Consider the following 21,198-nt stretch of genomic DNA (forward strand, 5'->3'; position numbering starts at 1 on the left):
GCCCGACAATAAACTTATTTTTATTGAGAATTGAATGATTCGTTCTATCATAAGAATTTTATTTTACATGAAAGTGAACAAAATGATAAATCCTGGCAATGATGGCAATGGTAACCACGATACTTCCTAAAGTGATTAAGGTCCATCGGAATACCAGCATGGGTGTAATTTTTATTCTTTTATTCTTGTTAATTTTTTGCTTCAACATAGAGGTATCTTTATATGAAGTCTATTTCGCATGTTGATTATAATACTTTAAGAAATTGGCTTGGTTGGCAAAATAAACCAACTCAGGTTTATTTTTTGATCGAAGGCCAATTACAGCATTTGCTTTATTCACTTCTTTACCTGTTACAGTATCCCTGACGAAACAATATCCCTGATAATTGTCTGAGATACGATTGTAACATTCCTGACTGCAAACGAAGTAAGTAAACTTATTTAAAGTATGACCTTTGGTAGCATGAAGTTCAAGTTCATTTCCATTCATACAAACCCAATCAGGATGTATGGCTTTGCCGTACATAAAGTTCATTCTGTATTTAAGTCTTATTTCACACCAGGATTGCTGGATGTATAAAAGGCTGAAAAAGAAAAGTAAAAGGGAGACAAACACAAAGTTTAATCTTCTGTTGAACCGCTTGTCTGCTTCCAGTTGCTTTTTTAAGAGTTCAGCTTTAGAAATTTTACTGTTCTTCATCTGAATGTTAATCTAATTTCCTCAAAAAATACACGGGCAAATAATTAATACATCAAGAGCAAACCTATAAAGGGAGCTTAATTGATTAAGGAAATGCAAACGGAGGTTTTAGACTAATTTTGGCGGCTGCCAAATAGCTGCAAGCGAAGAAGAAAAAGAAGAAGAGCTTTGTATGATATATTTCTCAGCCTGGAAAGGATAGAAATCAGTCAGATTGGTTAGGCTCGGAGAAATAATCGGTGTGATGCAGCAATTGCAGGTACAGAAAGGAGAACATTGATCGGCATCATCCTGATGTTTGTCACCTGAATGAGAAGATAATTCAATATTCTGCATTGACATATCTATTGGTGCATCAATGCAAGGATAGGCATTGAGAAACAACAAATAAAAGGAGAATATGTATGCCAGAATTTTCATGTGTTCAATAAACCGCAAAAGTAATGGAAAAGTTCATGCAACCAAGTTGCAAAGTTACTTTTTGCAATTTGAGCATATTCCTTTTACGACCATTGAGATACTTTCGAGGTTAAAATGCACCGGTAAATTGACGGACGGGATCGGAATATCGTTGAGGCAATATGTGTGATGGCATGAAGTACAGAAGAAATGCACATGCAAATCATCCGGATTGCATTGGCAGGATTCGGTGCAGAGCGCGTATTTAACAGAGCCGGTTCCATCATCAATACTGTGAATGAGCTTGTTTTCCTCAAAGGTTTTTAAGGTACGAAATAAAGTGACTTTATCGGCTTTATGAAACTTGTGTTCAAGTTCAGCCAGGCTTATTGCAGTGGTTTGTTCGGTAAGCACCTTTAGTACCAGTTCGCGCATGGCGGTTGGCTTAATGTTGCGGTTGTTTAATTGATCATCGGGAGTTTGTGACATGTGAAGAAACATTTATAAGCATCAAAATTACAGATTCTATCCTGGTTTCAATTAAAAATAAGTTGTAAGCTATTCATGCTCATGCCTGTGGTGCAAATCTGGGAAGTGCGGGTGTTCGTGTGCCAATGGATTATGTTTGTGAACATGCGAATGCCATTTGCCTGCCGGAATGGATTTATTATCATGTTCGTGGTTGTGATGTCCATCAGCATGTTGATGGAAATGGATGTGCTCCATTTCGACATGCGTATGCGTATGTTTATGCGATAGCATGTATGTTACAATTACAGCCAGTGTCAAAAGGACAAGTGAAATAACATGCACCCATTGAAAAGATTCTTGATAGAATATGTACGATAAAATCACTCCCCATAGTGGCGCTGTCGAAAATAAAATCTGCCCTCGTGTAGCCCCGAGATTCTGGGCAGATGTAACATACAGCATGATGCTCAAACCGTAAGAGAATATACCAACCAGTAATGCCGGGCCTAAACTACCAAACTGTAATGATTCGCTGGCTATGAGGCAACCAATCAGTAAATTGACAGAACCAGCCACTATTCCTTTTAAAAATGTTACTGACTGTGGAGATGCCCCATCGGTAAGGGCTGTTAAATGGTTATCCACCGCCCAGCTAATACAAGCTGCCGTTATCAGCAAAGCTGAAATAATGCCGCTCGAGCCTTCACCGAAGGAAGTAACTATGCCAGCGATAATTGTTAAAATAACTCCTATCCAGGCATTTCTATCCAGTGTGTCTTTAAAAATCAAGACTCCTAAGATAGCTGTTGCTACCAGTTCCATATTTAACCAGATAGAAACCGAAGCTGCATTGGCTGTTTTCAAGCCAAATAATAAAAGAACAGGTCCAAGGAACCCGCCAAAGAAAATAATTCCAAGAGTTTTCATTCTGCTGCCAGAATGAAATAGCAATGTAAGGTTGTTATTTTTGCGAAAAATATAAGGAAACATAGCAATAGCTGCACCCAGGTAGAGCAAACCTGCCAGCTGAAAGGAGTTTAAACCATCTAATAACAGTTTACTAAATGGTGTGGCAATGCCGAAAAGGAAACCGGAAAGAAGGCCGGTGATGATGGCGAAACGTTTCAATAATTTATTTCATTAAAGTAAAGAAAGCTGTTGCTTCAAGGCAAAGATACTATCAATGGTCTAAACAAATTGGATTGCATAGAAGCAAGATTTGATTGAATACCTTTTTTCTGCAAATAGCATGACAGAGATTCTTTCGTTGCAGATTTTGGTATAATTCGAATAATGTTGGCTGGACAAAAGTTTGATAAGCACATTTCATGGGTTAAACAAAATCAAAAACTTTTCTATTAGCTGACTATTCTGGTCCAGAATCACCGGAATAATCAAATAAGTGTGGAAATAGCTTAGATATTTAAATTGTCGAGATCAATATTGTATTTCTTTGCAACGGCTTCCATTTCTGAAATTGATAATTTTGGTGGACCAGTTAAACCCTTTTTAGCCAGGTATTTTTCCAGATTATTTAGTATTTTCCTATCGGATGCACTTAGACCTTTAATATTTGTTCCAGAATTTCCAGCTTTTGCTTTCATTGACTTGAATTTTAATTACTTGCCTCAAATTTAATGATTTTTGACTTTGACTCAATATCCTGTTGTTTTCTTGTTCTCAGGTAGATCAGTCATCCACCAATTGCTGCCTGTGGAAGGTTGAAACTCTTGTGTGGTTTTTAAGTAACCAATGTGCACAAATCCACTAGATGGTTCAAAAATAATACAGTAAACAGGCAAAAAATGTGTGTTTAAAATCTAATATTAACCGTAAACTTTATGTAAACATTGGGTAAACAATGGGCTATAAACACTCCTTCTTTCATGACTTTTAGTTAGGGAAAATCAGCCTAATTTGAATAAAAAATATCCACGCGAAGCTTCTCATAAGCTAAACAAATGATAATACAACAATAATTCCTAACATTTTTGGTAATTTTGAAATATTAGCCTATCAGAGATTTTTTTCAGCTCACTCAGAATGCTTCCCCAAATTTCGTACAAATATTTGAGCCATTTTAACATATATGTGAAATGTATACAGATGATGAAAATGTAAACCAAACTATAAAATTAACCGCTTGCAGGGTAGTAAATAACCAGCTAATTCATGCTTCAGTTGCCACAAAAGAAGATGGTCCATTTTATTGCCCTGACTATTATTGGACAAAACAGATTATCTGACCACCTTCCGCCGATTTTGGTTGACCATCATGGTTTATTAACAATCAACAAATTGAGCTGGTCTGGCTTTTCCGGCGAAGGCTGGTCAAAGTGAGCGTTTTTCCCATTTGGGAGCCCTTCAATTGGAAATAATGGTGTAGTCACAGGTTGCTTTTTTACTTCTTGACCAGGAATGGCTGTTTCTTCCTGGAAAGTAAAATCAAATGGTTTTTTTTCATCAAATAAAGAAATCCCATGCCTTTCTGTATGCTTATACACAGATTTGATAATGGCCTTTATTTCGTCTTCCAACATTCCTGGCTCAGCAAAATCATATAATTTTTTTTGCACTTCTTGCTCAGGAATACCAAACCTGTTACATGCATTAGCCAGCTTTGTTAAGAAGCTATTCCTATTACCTTTAGCAAAAACTTCCCTTTTTTTCAACCAGGTTAGCAATCTTTGGAAAATATCATCGTCGCAAGTGATCATGTTTCTATTCTCTGAATAGTCCTTTTGAGGAATTGATATTTCATCCTTAGGCAGAAATGTGTCGATAAATGATTTGTCAAGGGTGTCGCAATCCTCATTGTAGTAAGCATCTTTGTCTTGTGGAAGAAAACAAGCCCTGCATAAATCGCTTCCAGAAGGATCTATCTCAAATCCAATGATTTCCTTGAAATATACCTGCAATGCTTTAAAAAATTCCGTGTGAGTGCCGGCACCTACCTCAATCCTATAGATCACTTTTAGGCCATCACCAGATGGAGAGATGAACATCAATGAAGGTTTTAGCTTATCAATTATCCGGATTTGTAATTCCAGAATATCATTTAAATCGCCAATGTGGTCAAGATCACAACATATGTAGGAGGATCGGGTAATTAATTTCGTACTATGTCTTTCAGAAAACTTCCCAGAAAAGGTCACATAATCGAATACTGAAGATTTAATCTTCTTCGCCACTTCTGGAGTTGTAGATGATCTAAGAAGCTTGGTTTGAGGAGCATAACTTTCACCTTTGATAAGTTCATACAAACCTTTAATATCAAGGATGTTAGAAGGATATTTATTGGTGATTGGAGCAGTGAAAAAAGAAAAATATTTGTTATCTTTGTTCTGTAGATCAAGATTTTCAGGGGTACTAAGGTAGGACTTAGTGCCCCTTTCTTCTTTACTTGCATCATTGCCTGTTGGAATCATTTTACACCCCCCTTCTTCTTCGAAAGAAATCCTTCCCGAGTCATTGCTGCTTCGAAATCGCTTCGATAAATTTTTATTGAATTGCCAATTTTGATATGCTTGATTTTCCCCAAGTTATTGGAGATAGTCTGGTAACAGCAATCATAATAATCGGCTATTTCCTTGAGGCTCTTGAACAAAACATCTTCTTGATTAGAAGGGGTTATGTCAGGTTGTTCATTAGGGTGCGAGATTCTCAGCACTACTTTGTCAGCGAGCATATCTGTCAATAGCTCAAGCTGGTCATTTGTCAGGCTTATTTTGTCAATCATGTGAAAAGTGATTTTGTTTTGAGCAAAAATCACTGATGATTTTTCGATGGATAACATGATTATATCATTACCACCGTTCTATATTGCTAAATATTAAATACTTATATATTAGACTAGATAAGATTTATCCATCATTATCCATTATTATCCATCATTCGATGAATCTGAGTTATTATATATTCTTATGAATTGTGTCTTCATTAAAATAAATTACTTCCTTCCCATCCATTCTTTGAGGGATGGAGGCAAATAATCGAGCCAATTGTACTCGATGGCAACCTGCAAATCTCAATTTTACTCTAAGTTCTTTTATTAAACGGATTAAATTGGTTTGGCTCGTACTAAAAGGAATGGATGGGATACCGTTCGGCTCTTTAATATCGGGATTTTTTATGCAAAGAATATGTGAAACAAGACGATCGATATTCTCTTCGGAAATATCCTTCAGCGCTGGGCTTAAAATCTGTTTAACAATTTCTCTTTCCTCAAAAGCATCTATAGATATTTCTCCATTTTCGAGCGGATTAATTGCATGGATCTTGCTTACTAACTGCCTTTGTTCGACATATTCCTTGCAGAATTGAACACAAAAGTTTATTTCGATGAAATAGATATATTTTGACGGAACTTCCCCACCATCTTTAAAGAATAAATATTCTTCAAAGTCTTTTCTCACCTGATAGACTGGAGTATCAATCAACTGGGCATATTTGACAATGCATTCTAAAGAAACACTATATAATTTATCAATAAGAGCAACGCTATATCGAGGATCGGGTGATGAAAGTCTTCGATCAATAGAATTTCTTAATAGTTTAATACTGAACCTGGGATGTTCAGAATAAATAGGACCTGGGAGAACTAGTCCCTTTTTATCGTTTAAGTAACTAAGATTAGTATTTATTTCTGCTAAAAACCAATTTAGTTCACTTTTTGCTTGTAGAATATAATCCTCCTGATTGTTGAGATTGAAAGTCATCATGTTACTTTTTCAAATTGTTATAATTTCCCGAATGTAGCATCCATTGCATCATCTTTCATACTATCAATTATATTGTAATATCTCCTGAAAGAATCGCTGTCTTTGGAGTGCCCTGTAATAGATTTTAATACCACTTCAGGTATACCCATTGTTAAGGCAAGAGTAATAAAGGTTTTTCGTCCCATATGAGAATGAGCAACTTGGGAAAGGGGGACAACTGTTTCTTCTATCTTTCCACCTGCATATTTCCTTATAATGGTAACCTGTCTTTCAATCTTGGCTGCAATAAACACATCTTTTAAAATCCGATTGGGATCACTATGTGCAGGTAGTAACTGCTCTCCTGGCATATCCTTATATTTTGATACTATGGCTAAAGCCTTGGGTACTAACTTTATACTCCGTTCAATGGTTGCTTGCTTCTTTTGCTCATAATACCAAATCCTACCATCCCGAAAATCATTTTTCTTTAGTCCCTTAATATCCCCATACCTTAATCCGGTCATTGTCCCAAAGATAAAAACATCCCGCATCCGCTCCAATGCTGGCAGGTAAAATCTAGCATTCGCCAACTTTGAGAATTCATCCTGTGTAAGGAAAAGAATAGCACCTTCATTTTCCTTGTATTTGATAGATATGGAATTTTCATACCAACCCTTACTACTACACCATTTTAGAAATGCTTTGAGCACTTTTAGGTTTTTAGCATAAGTGTTATTTGAAAGATGTCGATCCCCAACCTTCTTGTTTATAAGGTATGTTTCGAATCCATCAACGAAAGCCTGGTTAATACCAACCAATTTATCCCCTTTTATTTTCTTTGCAGCAACGTATGCTTCAATGTTATCGCGTACCTGCTTAAAACCTGCAGATGTTTTTGGAGAATGATGCAATAAGGAGAATTCTTTGTAGGCATCCATTGCGGTTGACAAGTTTATACCAGTCCGATGAACTGGGGACAAATCTTTATCCAGCCACTTCTTTAATAATGTCTTTAGGTAGTCTGCGGTCAGAGCTATAGGAGGTTCACTTTTATCTGCCCATTCTATAATCCTAATGGCTTCTTTCGCCAGGTTCTCCAATCTACCATTAATGGATCTGGAATCACCACTCTGCGGCTTTATAGGTCTGAAAAAGTGCCGGTCTTCTTTGACCTTTTGCAGATAATTAGGATCAAATTGATCAGCCTGGACACCTTCCCTTGCATAGAACTGCAATCGCTCCCCATTACCGAAGGTAACATACATATAAATTGGAAGATTCCGATCCGATGAGTCATTTTCTGAATGGGCTTTGCGCTTTTCCAGGTAGAATTTAATTTTCCATTTTTTCTCTAAGTTCGGCATAGACTTAAACATTAATACATACAAATATACATACACTTTTGACTTAACCCACAATAATTTGAATTAATTTGTCTTAATCAAACAATTCGTATAATACTCTGTATATGTGTTTTATATAATTTTTAATAATCTCGATTAATTTTAATTAATGATAAACTTAAGTCCAGAAGGGGGAGCAACAGGGACAAGGGTTTCAAGACATTTCGTTTTGAAACCCTTTCTCATTTGCATACATTTTGCATACATTTCCACAAGTCATGGCCCTTCACACTATGACAATTCCATTCATTACGAAAATCTACGCCTGAAAATTATTATCAAGATGATTGCTTCAAATCAAACAAAAATGAATGAAATGCATAGGCACGATTCTGTTCGATACTAACACAAAGTAGGAGGATTGGAAGAATATTCTCCAATCCATCTGTTATTCAAGGGTTTCTAATGTAGTCGCACAACATTTGAAATCTTTTTTTCCAAAGTTTGAGGTAGTTTTTTTCACCATTTTTTCACCAAAGAAGAAAGGAATTACCCCATGAACAAAACCCACTTCAAGTTTCAATTGAGAAAGGATAGAGCTAACTCTGATGGCTGCTACCCCATTTACTTTTCTGCCAATATAAATGGTCAGGTGAAATATTTCACTTTGAACCATGCCATTCCTGAAAAAGTATGGAATCCCAAAAAGCAAGAGGTAAGCATCACGTTTCCGCAATGGCAGACGATCAATAATGACTTAGCCAGATTCAGAAGCAAAGCAGAAAGGATTCGTATTGAAGCCGACCAGGAAGGTTTACATATTAATATGTTCGAATTTGAAAAAGTATTCAGGGGCGGGTCGAAGGATTTGTCCGATGTATTTGAATTCATCAAAAATGATCTGGAGGAGTTCAGGAATTCTTATGCCAGTGATACAATTAAAATGTATCAAAGCCAGTCGAAAAAATTGAAAACATTCCGCACAAGACTGTCTTTTACTGAAATCTCTCCTTTTTTCTGGAAGCAGTATGATAGTTACCTTATTAAACTAGGTAATAATGATAATACCCGATGGAAAGCTTTTCGGTCACTGAAGACTTTCATTAACAAAGCCATTGATAGTGGATTATTGAAAAGCGACCCTTTAAGAGGTGTTAAAGTACGAAAACCCGAAGGAAATCGACAGTTTTTAACTCAAGAAGAGTTAAAGAAGCTTGAAAAGCTGAACACAGGCTTTTTAACAAAGGATTTGAAATGTGTACTCCAATACTTTCTGTTTTCATGTTATACAGGTTTAAGATATGAAGATATACGATTATTGAAGGCACACAATGTTTTTCTTGAATCAGGGAATGAGGTTCTTCAGTTTACCCAACATAAGACAAAGCAGGCAGAAATCTTGCCACTGAGTTCTAAAGCAGTTAGGTTAATTGACAAAAGCAGGTTGCAACATCAGCCATTGTTCAGAGTATACTCTAACCAGGTTACAAACCGTCACCTTAAGAAAATAATGGTGTTAGCTCATATTAACAAGGATATATCCTTTCATTGTGCGAGACATACATTCGCAACGATTGGCCTGGAAGTTAGTGGAGATATTGCAACTGTAAGTAAGTTACTTGGACACCGAAAGATTCAAACAACACAGATTTATGCTAAGGTGATGGATAAATCAAAAAGAGATGTGATAAAGCTTATGGATGCTATTTAATTGATAAATTGTATTATAAGAAATTTATATCTGAGGCTGAGCATTTGTTTGAACAGTTCAAGATATGCAAATGATTGTTTATCGTTTGGATAGTTAAATTGTATCCCTTCGGCTACAAGCATTTTGTCTGATTGATTGGTTGTGATCAACTTGCAGGCCAAAATAATTCATGACACTTCAGGACAAACGTTCGCTAATGTTCACAACATCAGGTTAGGGAAATTTCTATACTGGGTACACAAACACGAGCACAATGAGGTCCGGGGCTCGGGCTTCATCAAATTGAATGGACTTTCCGGGACCGGGATCAGCATCTGTTATCCAAACGGGGTTGAGTTGTTTGTGCCTTCGCAAACACCGGCGGGATACATAATAAAGCTGGTCAACTTTTAAGTCAGATGTTTCCCCTTGGCGCCAGCCGGTACTTTCTCTACCGGGAACCGACAGATCCTCCGAAGTTTTGATGGACTTTGGGGATTGGTAACAGACCAACTGGGACAGAATCCCATGAGCGGGGACCTGTTTATCTTCATTAATAAGCCTCGAAACAGTATGAAGTTATTCAAATGGGAACCAGGCGGTTTTGTTCTTTTTTATAAGCGTCTTGAAAAGGGTACATTTGAACTACCAGATCATCTCGGTGGGGTTGTTTCGCAGCAAATCGGCTATGGACAATGACCATAATGGTTACTGGTATTTCGATGAGATATGCAAAAAAAGGCATTGTTTTTTTTATAAAATGATGTTGATTAATATCGCTGAAAGTGTGATCTAACAAGGCTTTTCCGTGGTATTTTTGATTCATGGCAAGCACAGAAATGATCAGTATATCTAAGGAAGAATTTCAAGCCCTCAAATCAGAAAACCTCTGGCTTAAACATCAGCTTGCCGAGTTAAAACGGCTGATCTTCGGCGCCAAAAGTGAACGATTTATCACATCGGATCCAGATCAGTCTGCTTTATTCGACCTTCTGGAGGAAACATCAGAGAAAGAAAACGCTGAGCAGATCACTTATACAAGTATCAAGCCTTTGCAGGAGAAGAAGCAACCATAGAGGATGGAGTTGCCTTTACACCTGGAGCATCAGGTGGAAGTTATAGAACCGGAAAATCTTCCGGAAGATGCAAAGAAGATCGGAGAGGCAGTTACAGAAGTTCTGGAGTATGAACCTACCAGTGCCTATGTCCGTCGCATGGTCCGTCCCAAGTATAATGTGGAACATACCGATGAAGAAACCCGCATTGCTATTGCTCCGCTGCCGACCCTTCCCAATCCAAAAGGAAATGCCGGGGCCAGCATGATCGCACCTTTGCTGGTGAATAAATTTGTCGATCACCTGCCATTTTATTCCAATGTGCAAATCTTCAAATGTCAGAACCTGTAGATCTCCGAATCGACAATCAGTGGCTGATTTAATGCAGGCTGCAATTTTACTTCTTCCGCTCTACCAGGCACTGAAAGCAAAAATGCTTGCATCGGATTACCTCATAGCCGCTGAAACCCCGTTACCGGTATTGACTAAAGACAAACCGGGAGCCACGCACAAAGGTTATCACTGGGTGTATTATGATCCTGTTCGTCGGTTAGTGTTATTTGATTACCGGAAAACCAGGGGCAGGGAGGGTCCCAATGAGATGCATAAAGAGTTTGCCGGTTATCTTCAAACTGATGGGTACAATGCTTATGATCATTTTGAAAACCGATCTGAAATCACCCTGTTAGCCTGCATGGCACATGTCCAGCGCAAGTTCGAGCATGCCCTTGAGAACAATCCCACCCTGGCAGCAAATGCCATGAAGATGTTCCAATCATTATATGAAATTGAACGTGAGATTAGTGAAAGAGACTTGGAAGCGGACGCCATCAAGATGCTGCGCCAGAGAAAGTCAAAACCTGTTATCGATCAAATGGAAGTCGGGCTTAAAGAACAGATTATCCAGGTGCCGCCAAAGAGTGCTATTGGTGTGGCTATAGCTTACACACTCAACCTCTGGCCGAGATTGATCCGCTATATCAATGATGAACGCTTGCATATAGACAATAACTTCATTGAAAACAGCATCCGCCCTGTAGCCCTGGGAAGAAAAAACTAGCTCTTTGCAGGATCTCATGAGGCAGCGCAGCAAGCAGCCGTGGTCTACTCCATCGTGGCCACATGTAAACTCTATGGAATGGAATCCTTCGAGTATCTTACAAGAATCCTATCCTTCATCCCTGATTTTCTTGCTAACCTAGTGCATACACTCTTGCCCGGGTAAATATAAAACCCCTCCGGATTTTAATGCTCATGGCCTGAGGGATACCACTAAATTAGTACTTGAAAAATTACTAATTGGTTTAAGGTGTCTTGAAGAATTTAAGATCTATAGTGATGCAAAGAACATTTTTTTCCTTGATATATTTATGACCGATAGATTATATGTTACAAATTACATACATTGATTATTTTTTTTGAAATTTGTTAGAAGGGGCTAATTTCTTATTATATTTGAGTTATGATTAAAACTAATCTTTAACTAACTTTTTTAAGTTAGTTTTTAAAACCTTGAGCATAGTAGAAAAATAATATTATACGCCACAAGATTTTCGACATAATCTATGCAAAGAATTAAAATATTTGATTTGAAAGTATTGTGAAGAGTTTAATTTGAGATACTTACTATAAAAAAACATAGCACTGTCTGTAGATAGCGTAACTGGTTTATGATATGTTTTGTAAGTCTTTACGCTAGATGAATTTATTTTATTAAGTCCTATGAAATAGATGCTATATATGAAAACATTAATTACCTTAATAATCTTATTGTCTTCGGTGAAAATTTTTGCGCAAATTAATTATCTTGAAAATAAGCCAATATGGAGACAAGAAAAACAATTCTTCTTTGATTGCCTTGTTACTGAAGAATATATGTATTATATTAATGGAGATACTACAATCAACAATTTGGAATATAAGAAATTATATGATAGGCATCAAACAACTTATTCAAACGGGCCACCTTCTATCTGCGGCAGTGAAGATTATTTTGATCTATTTAGGCTTCTACTTCGACAAGAGAATAAAAAAATATTCGTTTATTTTCCAGTTTCAGATATTCTACTTTATGACTTTAATCTAAAAATCGGAGATTCTTTACCAAGTACTTATAATGTTTCTAGAAAAGATATTGTTGTGTCTTCAATAGACAGCATTTCTGTTGGTAACTCTTATAGAAGTGTTTTTTCTTTGAAAATTGGTGAAGATTCCGTTGGGACTTTGATCGAAGGCATTGGATTCAATACAGGATTTCTTGAGGATTTCCCTGAGCTCTCTGTCATTTCAAGGTTGTTGTGTTTTAACCTAAATGATACGACTTACTATCCTAACTATGGAGCCAATTGTAATCTCTCATTAGGGCTTCCAATGATATTTTCTTTAGATAAGCTAAAGATATTCCCTAATCCGGTTAAGGATTACCTTACAATTGAATATGATATCAATAAATCTATACAACAAATAGATATCTATGACTTATGTGGAAACAATATTCAACATGAATTTGAATCATCTGAAAATGGATTAATTCTTGATTTTTCAAGTAAGAAGAATGGGGTCTATATTATTGAGCTGACATTCAAGAACGAAACACCAATAATTTGTAAAGTTGTTAAGATTTAATGGCTCATTTTACTCTAATAAAAACTCATCAGTTTGTTTGAAAGATTACTTTAATGTTGAAAAAAAATTAATAAATAACGACATGAAGAATTGATTTTCATAATATCAATACTCCTGTAGTTTTTCAATGATGAAATCAACATTGCTATGTTCGTAACAAACTTTAAAATGGCATAGAGCTTAAAGAGAAAAGCATCTCATTTGTTGTCGACCAAAACCACAAAAGAAGATGCTTCTCAATAAAACTGAGAGCCTTAACAATGCAATAGTAGCAAAGATTAATAACTCTATCAAGCCAACGCAAAAATTTATCTGTAGCACATTGATTTTGTATATGAGACTCCGTTGGAAATGAAATTTTATCAATATGGCCAGATATGGTGGCTACAATGAAAAGACGTACCGGAATCAAATGGAAAGATCATTCGATTGGGTTTGCTTCAATACAGAGCTTATCAGATCGACCTGTTCTGAAGAATTCATTCTGGCATATGATCCTTCTTATCTCTGCAAAATCGGGAAGCAAACGCCTAATGTTGAACGATTTTGGAGTGGTCAGGCACAGGCTGTCAAACGTGGTATTGAAATCGGGTCTCTTGCAGTTATTGATATCACCAATGGAACCGCCTACTAGCTTGAGGCCGTTCAGACACCATTGATCCCCAAAGGGTCGAAACAGGAAGAAAATTATATTGACCATCATCTGAGTGTGACTTTACATCGTGTAGATCAGGCAAGTGAGTTGAAAATCAAATACCTTGTTACTGATTGATATTTTGCCAAGGAAAGATTTGTGAATGGAGTTACAGGGGCTTCGCACCTGCAGGTCATTTCCAAATTCAGACAGGATACCAACCTGAGATATACATACAATGGTACGAAGAAACCCGGGGAAGGACGCCCGAAACAAATGCTTGAGTATCAGGAGATTAGCCGTTTAAATTTTTACCGGAGTATTGATAATATTAAAGTAAACTATCTTACTTTGGAATGAAAATCGAGAAGTTTGAAGAAAAGGTAAATAATGATTTTTTTGACTTCATTTAATTATCCAATATCCTGTCTGGCTATTCAGATGATCTAGATGATAGTCGACAGAAATATTTAATGCCAAATATGATAAATATCTAATATTTGAAAAAATGCTAACTAATATAATTAATAAACATCTTATCTGTAATAGCTAACTTGTTGGTTTTTGTCCCTTTTTAAATATGTTTAAATAAAAATCTACTAAAATGAAAACAATCTTTACTTTAAAGAACTCAGTACAATTGAAACAAGAATCTAGTATTAATGGTATTCTATACTTGTTTACGACATTCGTTCTAATTATTCTCTCATTTAGAGGCGAAGCTCAATTGAGCAAGTATGTCCATAATCCGAGTTCGGAGATTAATGCCAAAGACATTAATAGTGCTGTTCAATCATATTTAGACAGTCTCCTTCACACTTCTGATAGTAGTCTAATAATGAATGAAGGGGGAGAATATGAAAATTTTCAAGACTTTAAACAATTCTGGGGAGAAAGATTATTTTCAGAAGGAGATTTCGATAATTATTTCCAATCACAAAAACAGTTTTACTCCAACACAATTAACGATTACTCTATATATAATAATGAACCTTGGCATGAACTAGGCCCAACAACTAGTTCTTATGGAATTGGCCCAGTTGAGTTTGTTTCTTTTTATGATGATGGGACGCCTCTATCTACAAAGTATATGCTTACTGGTTCTCTAAATAGTGGATTATTTTATTCATCAGATGCCGGAGAACATTGGAACTCAACAGGAAGTGATACAAAGTGGAATAGTTCTGGATGTGGTTGGGCTGTTTTTCATCCCACAAATCATTCAATCTGGTTTGCTTCATCATCAGGAGAACCTAGAGATGGACAAAGTTCTTGGATAGGTAGAGTTGGAGGTATATATAAAACTGATGATGAGGGAAATAATTGGGTACAAATTGCTGATTACAATGATTTTAATAATGACTCCTATACAATAATTTACAAGCTAATGGTAATTCCAACAAATCCTCTTTCAATTTATGTTGCTACAAATCATGGACTTTACAAAGGGATTGAAAATGCATCATTACAATACACTTGGAGTGCTAGTCCTTTAGTGTCAGGAATAATTTATGATTTTGAAATAAAGCCAAATACATCTAATGTCTTTTATATTAGCTGTTTTAAAGATAATCTATGGCAGTTACTCAAATCAACAAATTCAGGGGTCACCTGGATTGCTCTTCCTAATCCTTCAGCAAACATTATTACTAATGGATCAGTTCGTTCCTATAATTATACGATAGAAGTTTCAAAAGCTAAACCAGACTATTTATATTGTAGCGAGGATATTAATACATCTGGTAAACTTTATTACTGTAATACAAACAACAACATTTGGAATTTTGTTAGCAACACATATATAACTATGGGATGGGGGCATGGATTTGGAGTTGATCAAGCATCAAATGGTGAAGATATTGTTGTTGCTAATAATACAGGATTAAAAAAATTAAATATTTATAATGGTAATCAACCAATATCAGGACCACATCATGTTGACGTTGAAGATGTAGTATTTCATCCATATAATGTAGGGGAGATTTGGTGTTGTACTCATGGTGGAACTGAAAAATACAATGGAACAAATTGGGTGCCCAAATATGATGGCTTAGGAGTTGCTATGGTAGATAAGATGGCAACTGCCTATTCTGATCCTAGTCGTATCCTATTAGGTACCTACCATGATGGAACTATTTTGACCACATCACAGTACAATCCTACCTGGTATCCACCAACATGGGGAACTGCTATGGGTGGGTTAGATGGTCAACGACCTTTAATAAATAATTTGGATTCAAAATATATGCTTGCATCTGGACAATATTCTGCTCAATATGCTCCACTTAATTGGAAGTACACTATAGATTATTTTAATCCATCAAGTTCCACTTATTTTTCTGAACCTACCTATTGGGGTACAGAAGGTGTATTAAATAAAGTATATCCATCTATTCTATATTGTAATCGTATTTACCAAGGGTCAAAAGAAGAAATTGTAAAGAAGGATCTTAATAATAGCTCATCTAATGGAGACTATATTTCTCAGTTCAGAACTCTATTACCATATCCTGAAATAATAACTTTAGGTTTGTCAACCCCAATGAATAATAAAGACTATTTAATTGTGTGGGTTGTGGCTAGAACTGCTCCTAACGATCCCAACCCAATATCAACATATCATGCTTTTAGAACTAGAAATGTTACTAATTTATATATAATCTGGGAAGAATTAACTCTTCCTCGTCAAGCTGAGATTAGTGCAATAGAATTCGATCCCCTTAATCCAGATATTAATTATTTAGTATACACTAGATCAATAGATGAGAGTAGGTGGCCAAAAGCAAACAAATTAGTGTATAGAATTGATTATACAGATGCTACTGATCCTTCTTTTGAAGACATAACAAGAAATTTACCATTCACATATACTAGTGGGGAAAAATGTATTGCAGTAGAATCCAGTATAAATCGTGACATATATTTAGCAACAGATTTTGGAGTTTTCTATGTTAATAGTGACTTACTACTTAATTATGGGTCTGAGTGGCAAATTGTAGGTACTGATTTACCGCATGTTGTTAGTCATGGTATTGAAATTAACTTCTTTGAAAAATTATTGAGAGTTGGTACTTTTGGAAGAGGTAGTTGGGAAATAGCTTTACCATGTAATACAGGCATTGATTCATACTACATATTTTCGGGACAGAATCAGGTTTGGAATACGACTGTTCGATCAAGTCAAACTATCGTTATTGAAGATGGAGCTAGCTTAACGTTATCTCCTTCTACAAAACTATATATGGCACCCAATAAGTACATTATTGTTAAGCCTGGTGGCAAATTAATTATAAATGGTGCTTTAGTATCAAATAGTTGTGATGATCAATATTGGGGAGGAATTCAAGTCTGGGGCAAAAATAATGTCAGCCAGCTGCCCGATGCAAACGGAAATTATCCACAAGGCTATCTGGAACTTAACAATGCAACCATCGAAAATGCTCTATGTGCAGTTGACCTTTGGAAACCTGGTGATTACCTGAAAACCGGGGGTATTCTTAAAGCAACAAATTCAACTTTTCGCAACAATACTCGCAGTATCCATGCCAGCCATTATAAGAATATTCATCCTTATAATGGAAACGAAATGGACTATTTTGGAAGGGTTAAAAATTGTGTGTTCGAAATTACCGGCACTTATATACCCGATCAAACCTTTTACAAGCATGTTGACCTTGCTGATATCAAAGGTTTTAAGTTTGAAGGTAGTGATTTCTTATTGGCTCCCAATGTTACCGGGGTTTCGGAGTGGAATCAGGCAATTGCTGCTTACTCAGCTGGATTTAGCGTACAAGCCACTTGTACTTCAGCTACGCAGCCTTGTTCCACTTATGACAAGAGTAAATTCTCTGGATTCCGTTATGGTATTTACGCAAGTCACGAAGGTTTTTCAGTAAACACATTTACTGTTAATCGCGCTGAGTTTGAGAATAATATTTATGGCATTAATGTCAATGGCATTAAAAATGAAACCGTTCTGAACTCTGATTTTAAAGTGGGATACAACAGCACACCCGGATGTCCGGCAGTATCTGGGTATGGAATTTATTTGGACAACAGCACTGGTTTTGCTATTGAAGAGAATACCTTCACGAAAATGCCGAATGCTCCGGTTGCAAATTATACAGGTATCCATGTTAATAATTCTCAAGGAGTAAATGACATATACAAAAATAGTTTCTCTAATCTGAGCTTTGGTAATAGTGCATTTATGAAAAACTATTATCAGAACGCTAACTATGGATTAGAGTATCTGTGCAACACCAATCAAGGAAACTGGGCTGATTTTTATATACCTCTTGACCTCAACATGGGTAATGGCATACAGTCATTCCAAGGTAGTAATTTAACTTCATCGGGTAATACTTTTTCTCAGTCAGACAATAGGTGGCATTTTTACAATGGTGGTGGTTATGGATTAACCTATCACTACAATGGAAATGCACCATATGATCCTGACCCGAATAATGATTACTTCGAGCTTTTTAACGTATCTAAATCGATTTCAAATACGACTAATCAATGCCCCTCACATTATGGAGGTAATGGTACGGTTAGCTCAATTGTACTTAATACTCAAGATAAGCTTTTGCGCGAGAATCAATATGCCTACAATTTTGTCAATTACAATAATGTAAAAACATTATACGATCAGCTTAGAGATGGAGGTTCAACACAGGAACGCGTAAGTGATATCGAAACCGCCCAGCCACAGGATATGTGGGCATTGCGCGCCGAATTGCTTGGAGTTTCGCCACACCTAAGCGAAGAAGTATTACGTAAAGTTGCTGACAAGACAGATATTTTCACCGAAGCGGTAATTTTCGATATTCTGGCGGCTAATCCTGACGAATTAAAGAAAGAAGAACTCTTTCAATATCTTGAAAACAAAGAGAATCCTTTGCCTACTTACATGATTGATATTTTACGCCAGGTTGCCAGGGGAGAAACTTATCGAACGGTGCTAGAGAAGCAGATGAGCCTGTACCGCAAAGAAATGACCCGTGCTGCCAATGATATGATACGCAGCTATTTAAACGATTCGCTTACTGATTATAATGCTTTGCGGGGTTGGTTAAATAATTTGGGAGGAATCGAAGCTGATAAACAAATTACTGCAACCTATGTTCAGGAAGGGAACTACCAACAGGCAAGCGCTTTAGCAAATATGTTACCCACCTTGTATAGTCTTACCGGTGATGCTTTAACCGAGCATGGAAGGTATATAACAATGCTCACGTTATATCAAACTTTGCAGGCAGAAAACAGGCACCTTGATCAACTTACCACTAATGAGAAAGTATTACTTGAAGACTATGCAAACAACAGTTCAGGTTCGTCGGGTGTAGCCGCTAAAGGTATTTTGGCTACCTATTACAATGCCCAATTTGTAGATTGTATGCAATTCATTGAACCTGCATCTTTAAAGAAAGGCACTGTTTCGCCAGAAGATATGGCAAAGGTTTATGGAATGGAGATTTCTGTTAAGCCAAATCCAGCCTCAGTTTGGGCAGCATTTGATTACATTTTGCCTGATATGGATGTAACAGCCACACTTCAGATTACCGATATGACAGGAAAAATAATTGAAACCTTAACATTGTCAGGCAAACAAGGTCAAAAACTTTGGGATACCCGACCGGTTAAAGCTGGTGTTTACCTCTATATCATGAAAGTTGGAATTAAGAGCCTGTCCGGTAAAATAACCATCATTAAGTAATTCGTTTGATAATACTAACCAATGGGTTTTTGTTGATTGCTCAACAAAAACCCATTTACAATTTTTTCAATGAAAGCTTTTTTCTTGCTCGTGACGCTTTTTGCATGCAATCTTGCTTTTTCTCAACACATACAATTCAATTGGCAGGGATGTTTTTACCAGTCCGGATATGAACTTAATTCTTATGAACCAAGTATTGTTTCAACAGGTGATGGTTATATGATTCTATCACTTGTGGAAACGGGCAACATCATTCAGCCTGGGGATATGATGGAGACCGATATACGACTTGTAAAGATCGACTCTATAGGGAATTTCTTATGGGAAAAATATTTTGGAGGCTCGGATAATGAAGATGCAGAAAACATTTGTTCTGCTGATAGTGGAAACTATTATATTTTTGGTAGTACCGGCTCCGCTGATGGTGGTGCAACTATACCACCCTATTTACCAGATGGCGGTCTGTGGCTTATTAAAATAGATGAATCTGGAAATAAGATTTGGGACAGGGTCGTTGGAAATCCAATCCCTATATACGGTTATGGATCCGATTGTATTGTGACAAATGATTTAGGGCTTATAACTCGTGTAAATACTGTTGGTAATGGTGGAGATGTTAATGTGAGCTATGGTGGTTTTGATGCTTGGTTATTAAAAATTAATTCATTAGGTTCAATTGATTGGGATTTTACATTGGGTACTGAAGGTGCTGATTTTGGAGGTTCACCAATTCAAACCTCGGATAACGGTTATTTAATACCTTTGATGTGTAATCCTGGTTCAAATGGGAATATTTTATGTGATCCAAATTTGCACTCAACATCAATTGGAAGGGCTGTAATAGTAAAACTGGACTCTGCACGTAATATTGAATGGCAGCAATGTATGGGAGCTACAGATCATATTGGCTTCACCAATGCTCTTGAAGTGAATGACGGGTATATAATTGGGGGATTTGCTTCTACAAGTGATGGCGCTGTTGAAGGCGCGGGATATCATTTGGGTTATAACAACCAGGGGGGACAAACTGCTGATTTATGGCTGCGTAAAATTGATTTTAACGGAAACTTAATTTGGCAAAAATGTTATGGTGGCTCGGGAGACGATTTTCCATTACAGCTCTTAAAAACTTCCGATGGCAACCTGGTGGTGTTTGGACAAACTGGGTCCAGAAATGGCGATGTTACTGGAATTCACGCCAATCCCCCGTATCTTTACCCCCTTAGTGAAGATGTTTGGATGTTAAAAGTAAACGGGACAAATGGCAACCTGCTTTGGAATCGGTGTATTGGTAGTGTTGAGAGGGAATTTATAAACAATGGTGTTGTGCAAGTCAATGATAAAGATTATATGTTAGCTGTCAACACTATTTTTGGAAATAATGGAGATATTAACTGTTATGATCCTGAAAAGGAACATTATGTATGGGTAAGTAGTATAAAAGACACTACAAATTATATAGGAATAACAGAGCTATTAGATTTAGACAATCTAATAAATATCTGGCCCAATCCAGCTGATAACTATGTCACTATTGAATTATCACGACGATTTGAAGGGGCAGAAACAAAAGCTGAGTTATTTGACTACACAGGTAAACATCTAATGAGTCAGATGTTGACAGGTCAACAACCTATCCTAACCATTGGCACCTTACCATCAGGTATGTATATTTTAAAACTTAATTACCATGGCGTGATAAATTATAAGAAATTTTTCAAAAAATAAATTTGATATTTATTGTATATACCCTGAAATAAACAACTCTATCAACTTTTCAAAAAATACATTTTTCAAGATAAAGATTATCTATTATCTTACAATAAACGCATATATTTTATACAGGGGCGACGTATTAA

20 protein-coding genes are annotated in these 21,198 nt (G+C 36.5%); 10 read left to right on the forward strand and 10 right to left on the reverse strand.

Annotated elements, in window-relative coordinates; genetic code table 11:
- Positions 1-58: 58 nt before the first annotated feature.
- From IPH84_10415 to IPH84_10460, 10 genes are all read right to left on the reverse strand, one after another.
- Positions 59-208, reverse strand: a complete 150-nt coding sequence (locus tag IPH84_10415; protein MBK7173620.1) for a hypothetical protein — start codon at positions 206-208, stop codon at positions 59-61.
- A 21-nt stretch (positions 209-229) separates the two neighbouring features.
- Positions 230-700: a hypothetical protein gene (locus IPH84_10420; GenBank protein ID MBK7173621.1), complete on the reverse strand. Its 471-nt coding sequence runs from the start codon at positions 698-700 to the stop codon at positions 230-232.
- A gap of 108 nt (positions 701-808) precedes the next feature.
- Positions 809-1,120 carry a hypothetical protein gene (locus tag IPH84_10425; GenBank protein ID MBK7173622.1) on the reverse strand — a complete coding sequence of 104 codons (312 nt, stop codon included), beginning with the start codon at positions 1,118-1,120 and terminating at the stop codon, positions 809-811.
- 54 nt (positions 1,121-1,174) lie between these two features.
- Positions 1,175-1,588, reverse strand: a complete 414-nt coding sequence (locus tag IPH84_10430) for a transcriptional repressor (GenBank protein MBK7173623.1) — start codon at positions 1,586-1,588, stop codon at positions 1,175-1,177.
- Between the two features lie 69 nt (positions 1,589-1,657).
- Positions 1,658-2,698, reverse strand: coding sequence for an EamA family transporter (locus tag IPH84_10435; protein ID MBK7173624.1), 1,041 nt, complete (start codon positions 2,696-2,698; stop codon positions 1,658-1,660).
- A gap of 287 nt (positions 2,699-2,985) precedes the next feature.
- Complete coding sequence (locus IPH84_10440) at positions 2,986-3,174, reverse strand: hypothetical protein (GenBank protein MBK7173625.1); 189 nt, start codon at positions 3,172-3,174, stop codon at positions 2,986-2,988.
- Positions 3,175-3,843: 669 nt separating this feature from the next.
- Positions 3,844-4,998: a primase C-terminal domain-containing protein gene (locus IPH84_10445; GenBank protein ID MBK7173626.1), complete on the reverse strand. Its 1,155-nt coding sequence runs from the start codon at positions 4,996-4,998 to the stop codon at positions 3,844-3,846.
- Positions 4,995-5,309 carry a helix-turn-helix domain-containing protein gene (locus IPH84_10450; protein MBK7173627.1) on the reverse strand — a complete coding sequence of 105 codons (315 nt, stop codon included), beginning with the start codon at positions 5,307-5,309 and terminating at the stop codon, positions 4,995-4,997. Before IPH84_10450 ends, IPH84_10445 begins: the two co-directional genes overlap by 4 nt.
- A 172-nt stretch (positions 5,310-5,481) precedes the next feature.
- Positions 5,482-6,288 (reverse strand): hypothetical protein, encoded by an 807-nt coding sequence (locus IPH84_10455; protein ID MBK7173628.1) that lies wholly within the window; start codon positions 6,286-6,288, stop codon positions 5,482-5,484.
- 20 nt (positions 6,289-6,308) lie between these two features.
- A complete protein-coding gene (locus IPH84_10460; protein MBK7173629.1) occupies positions 6,309-7,373 on the reverse strand; it encodes a tyrosine-type recombinase/integrase in 1,065 nt (354 codons plus the stop codon).
- 799 nt (positions 7,374-8,172) lie between these two features.
- Between IPH84_10460 and IPH84_10465 the strand changes: the two genes are divergently transcribed.
- The 10 genes from IPH84_10465 to IPH84_10510 all read left to right on the forward strand — a co-directional run bounded on the left by IPH84_10465 (position 8,173) and on the right by IPH84_10510 (position 21,067).
- Positions 8,173-9,327 (forward strand): site-specific integrase, encoded by a 1,155-nt coding sequence (locus IPH84_10465; GenBank protein MBK7173630.1) that lies wholly within the window; start codon positions 8,173-8,175, stop codon positions 9,325-9,327.
- A gap of 408 nt (positions 9,328-9,735) precedes the next feature.
- Complete coding sequence (tnpB, locus tag IPH84_10470; protein ID MBK7173631.1) at positions 9,736-10,005, forward strand: IS66 family insertion sequence element accessory protein TnpB; 270 nt, start codon at positions 9,736-9,738, stop codon at positions 10,003-10,005.
- 140 nt (positions 10,006-10,145) lie between these two features.
- Positions 10,146-10,382 carry a transposase gene (locus IPH84_10475; GenBank protein MBK7173632.1) on the forward strand — a complete coding sequence of 79 codons (237 nt, stop codon included), beginning with the start codon at positions 10,146-10,148 and terminating at the stop codon, positions 10,380-10,382.
- Between the two features lie 3 nt (positions 10,383-10,385).
- Complete coding sequence (locus IPH84_10480) at positions 10,386-10,712, forward strand: hypothetical protein (GenBank protein ID MBK7173633.1); 327 nt, start codon at positions 10,386-10,388, stop codon at positions 10,710-10,712.
- Between the two features lie 19 nt (positions 10,713-10,731).
- Complete coding sequence (locus IPH84_10485; GenBank protein ID MBK7173634.1) at positions 10,732-11,421, forward strand: IS66 family transposase; 690 nt, start codon at positions 10,732-10,734, stop codon at positions 11,419-11,421.
- Between the two features lie 680 nt (positions 11,422-12,101).
- Positions 12,102-12,986: a T9SS type A sorting domain-containing protein gene (locus tag IPH84_10490; GenBank protein MBK7173635.1), complete on the forward strand. Its 885-nt coding sequence runs from the start codon at positions 12,102-12,104 to the stop codon at positions 12,984-12,986.
- 412 nt (positions 12,987-13,398) lie between these two features.
- On the forward strand, positions 13,399-13,620 hold the full coding sequence (locus IPH84_10495; GenBank protein ID MBK7173636.1) for a hypothetical protein: 222 nt from the start codon (positions 13,399-13,401) through the stop codon (positions 13,618-13,620).
- 159 nt (positions 13,621-13,779) lie between these two features.
- A complete protein-coding gene (locus tag IPH84_10500; protein MBK7173637.1) occupies positions 13,780-13,980 on the forward strand; it encodes a hypothetical protein in 201 nt (66 codons plus the stop codon).
- A 244-nt stretch (positions 13,981-14,224) separates the two neighbouring features.
- The gene (locus tag IPH84_10505; GenBank protein MBK7173638.1) at positions 14,225-19,339 is read left to right on the forward strand and encodes a hypothetical protein; all 5,115 of its coding nucleotides are present in this window, start codon (positions 14,225-14,227) and stop codon (positions 19,337-19,339) included.
- A gap of 69 nt (positions 19,340-19,408) precedes the next feature.
- Positions 19,409-21,067 (forward strand): T9SS type A sorting domain-containing protein, encoded by a 1,659-nt coding sequence (locus tag IPH84_10510; GenBank protein ID MBK7173639.1) that lies wholly within the window; start codon positions 19,409-19,411, stop codon positions 21,065-21,067.
- Positions 21,068-21,198 lie beyond the last annotated feature (131 nt).

It is taken from the genome of Bacteroidales bacterium, from assembly GCA_016707785.1.
In the GTDB taxonomy this organism is placed as follows: Bacteria; Bacteroidota; Bacteroidia; order Bacteroidales; family UBA4417; genus UBA4417.

What these genes read in the sequence shown, in the direction of transcription:
- IPH84_10415 (MBK7173620.1), bottom strand. Translation starts at nt 208, where the DNA reads ATGTTGAAGCAAAAAATTAACAAGAATAAAAGAATAAAAATTACACCC.
- IPH84_10420 (MBK7173621.1), bottom strand. Translation starts at nt 700, where the DNA reads ATGAAGAACAGTAAAATTTCTAAAGCTGAACTCTTAAAAAAGCAACTG.
- IPH84_10425 (MBK7173622.1), bottom strand. Translation starts at nt 1,120, where the DNA reads ATGAAAATTCTGGCATACATATTCTCCTTTTATTTGTTGTTTCTCAAT.
- IPH84_10430 (MBK7173623.1), bottom strand. Translation starts at nt 1,588, where the DNA reads ATGTCACAAACTCCCGATGATCAATTAAACAACCGCAACATTAAGCCA.
- IPH84_10440 (MBK7173625.1), bottom strand. Translation starts at nt 3,174, where the DNA reads ATGAAAGCAAAAGCTGGAAATTCTGGAACAAATATTAAAGGTCTAAGT.
- IPH84_10445 (MBK7173626.1), bottom strand. Translation starts at nt 4,998, where the DNA reads ATGATTCCAACAGGCAATGATGCAAGTAAAGAAGAAAGGGGCACTAAG.
- IPH84_10450 (MBK7173627.1), bottom strand. Translation starts at nt 5,309, where the DNA reads ATGATTGACAAAATAAGCCTGACAAATGACCAGCTTGAGCTATTGACA.
- IPH84_10455 (MBK7173628.1), bottom strand. Translation starts at nt 6,288, where the DNA reads ATGACTTTCAATCTCAACAATCAGGAGGATTATATTCTACAAGCAAAA.
- IPH84_10465 (MBK7173630.1), top strand. Translation starts at nt 8,173, where the DNA reads ATGAACAAAACCCACTTCAAGTTTCAATTGAGAAAGGATAGAGCTAAC.
- IPH84_10475 (MBK7173632.1), top strand. Translation starts at nt 10,146, where the DNA reads ATGATCAGTATATCTAAGGAAGAATTTCAAGCCCTCAAATCAGAAAAC.
- IPH84_10480 (MBK7173633.1), top strand. Translation starts at nt 10,386, where the DNA reads ATGGAGTTGCCTTTACACCTGGAGCATCAGGTGGAAGTTATAGAACCG.
- IPH84_10490 (MBK7173635.1), top strand. Translation starts at nt 12,102, where the DNA reads ATGAAAACATTAATTACCTTAATAATCTTATTGTCTTCGGTGAAAATT.
- IPH84_10495 (MBK7173636.1), top strand. Translation starts at nt 13,399, where the DNA reads ATGGAAAGATCATTCGATTGGGTTTGCTTCAATACAGAGCTTATCAGA.
- IPH84_10505 (MBK7173638.1), top strand. Translation starts at nt 14,225, where the DNA reads ATGAAAACAATCTTTACTTTAAAGAACTCAGTACAATTGAAACAAGAA.
- IPH84_10510 (MBK7173639.1), top strand. Translation starts at nt 19,409, where the DNA reads ATGAAAGCTTTTTTCTTGCTCGTGACGCTTTTTGCATGCAATCTTGCT.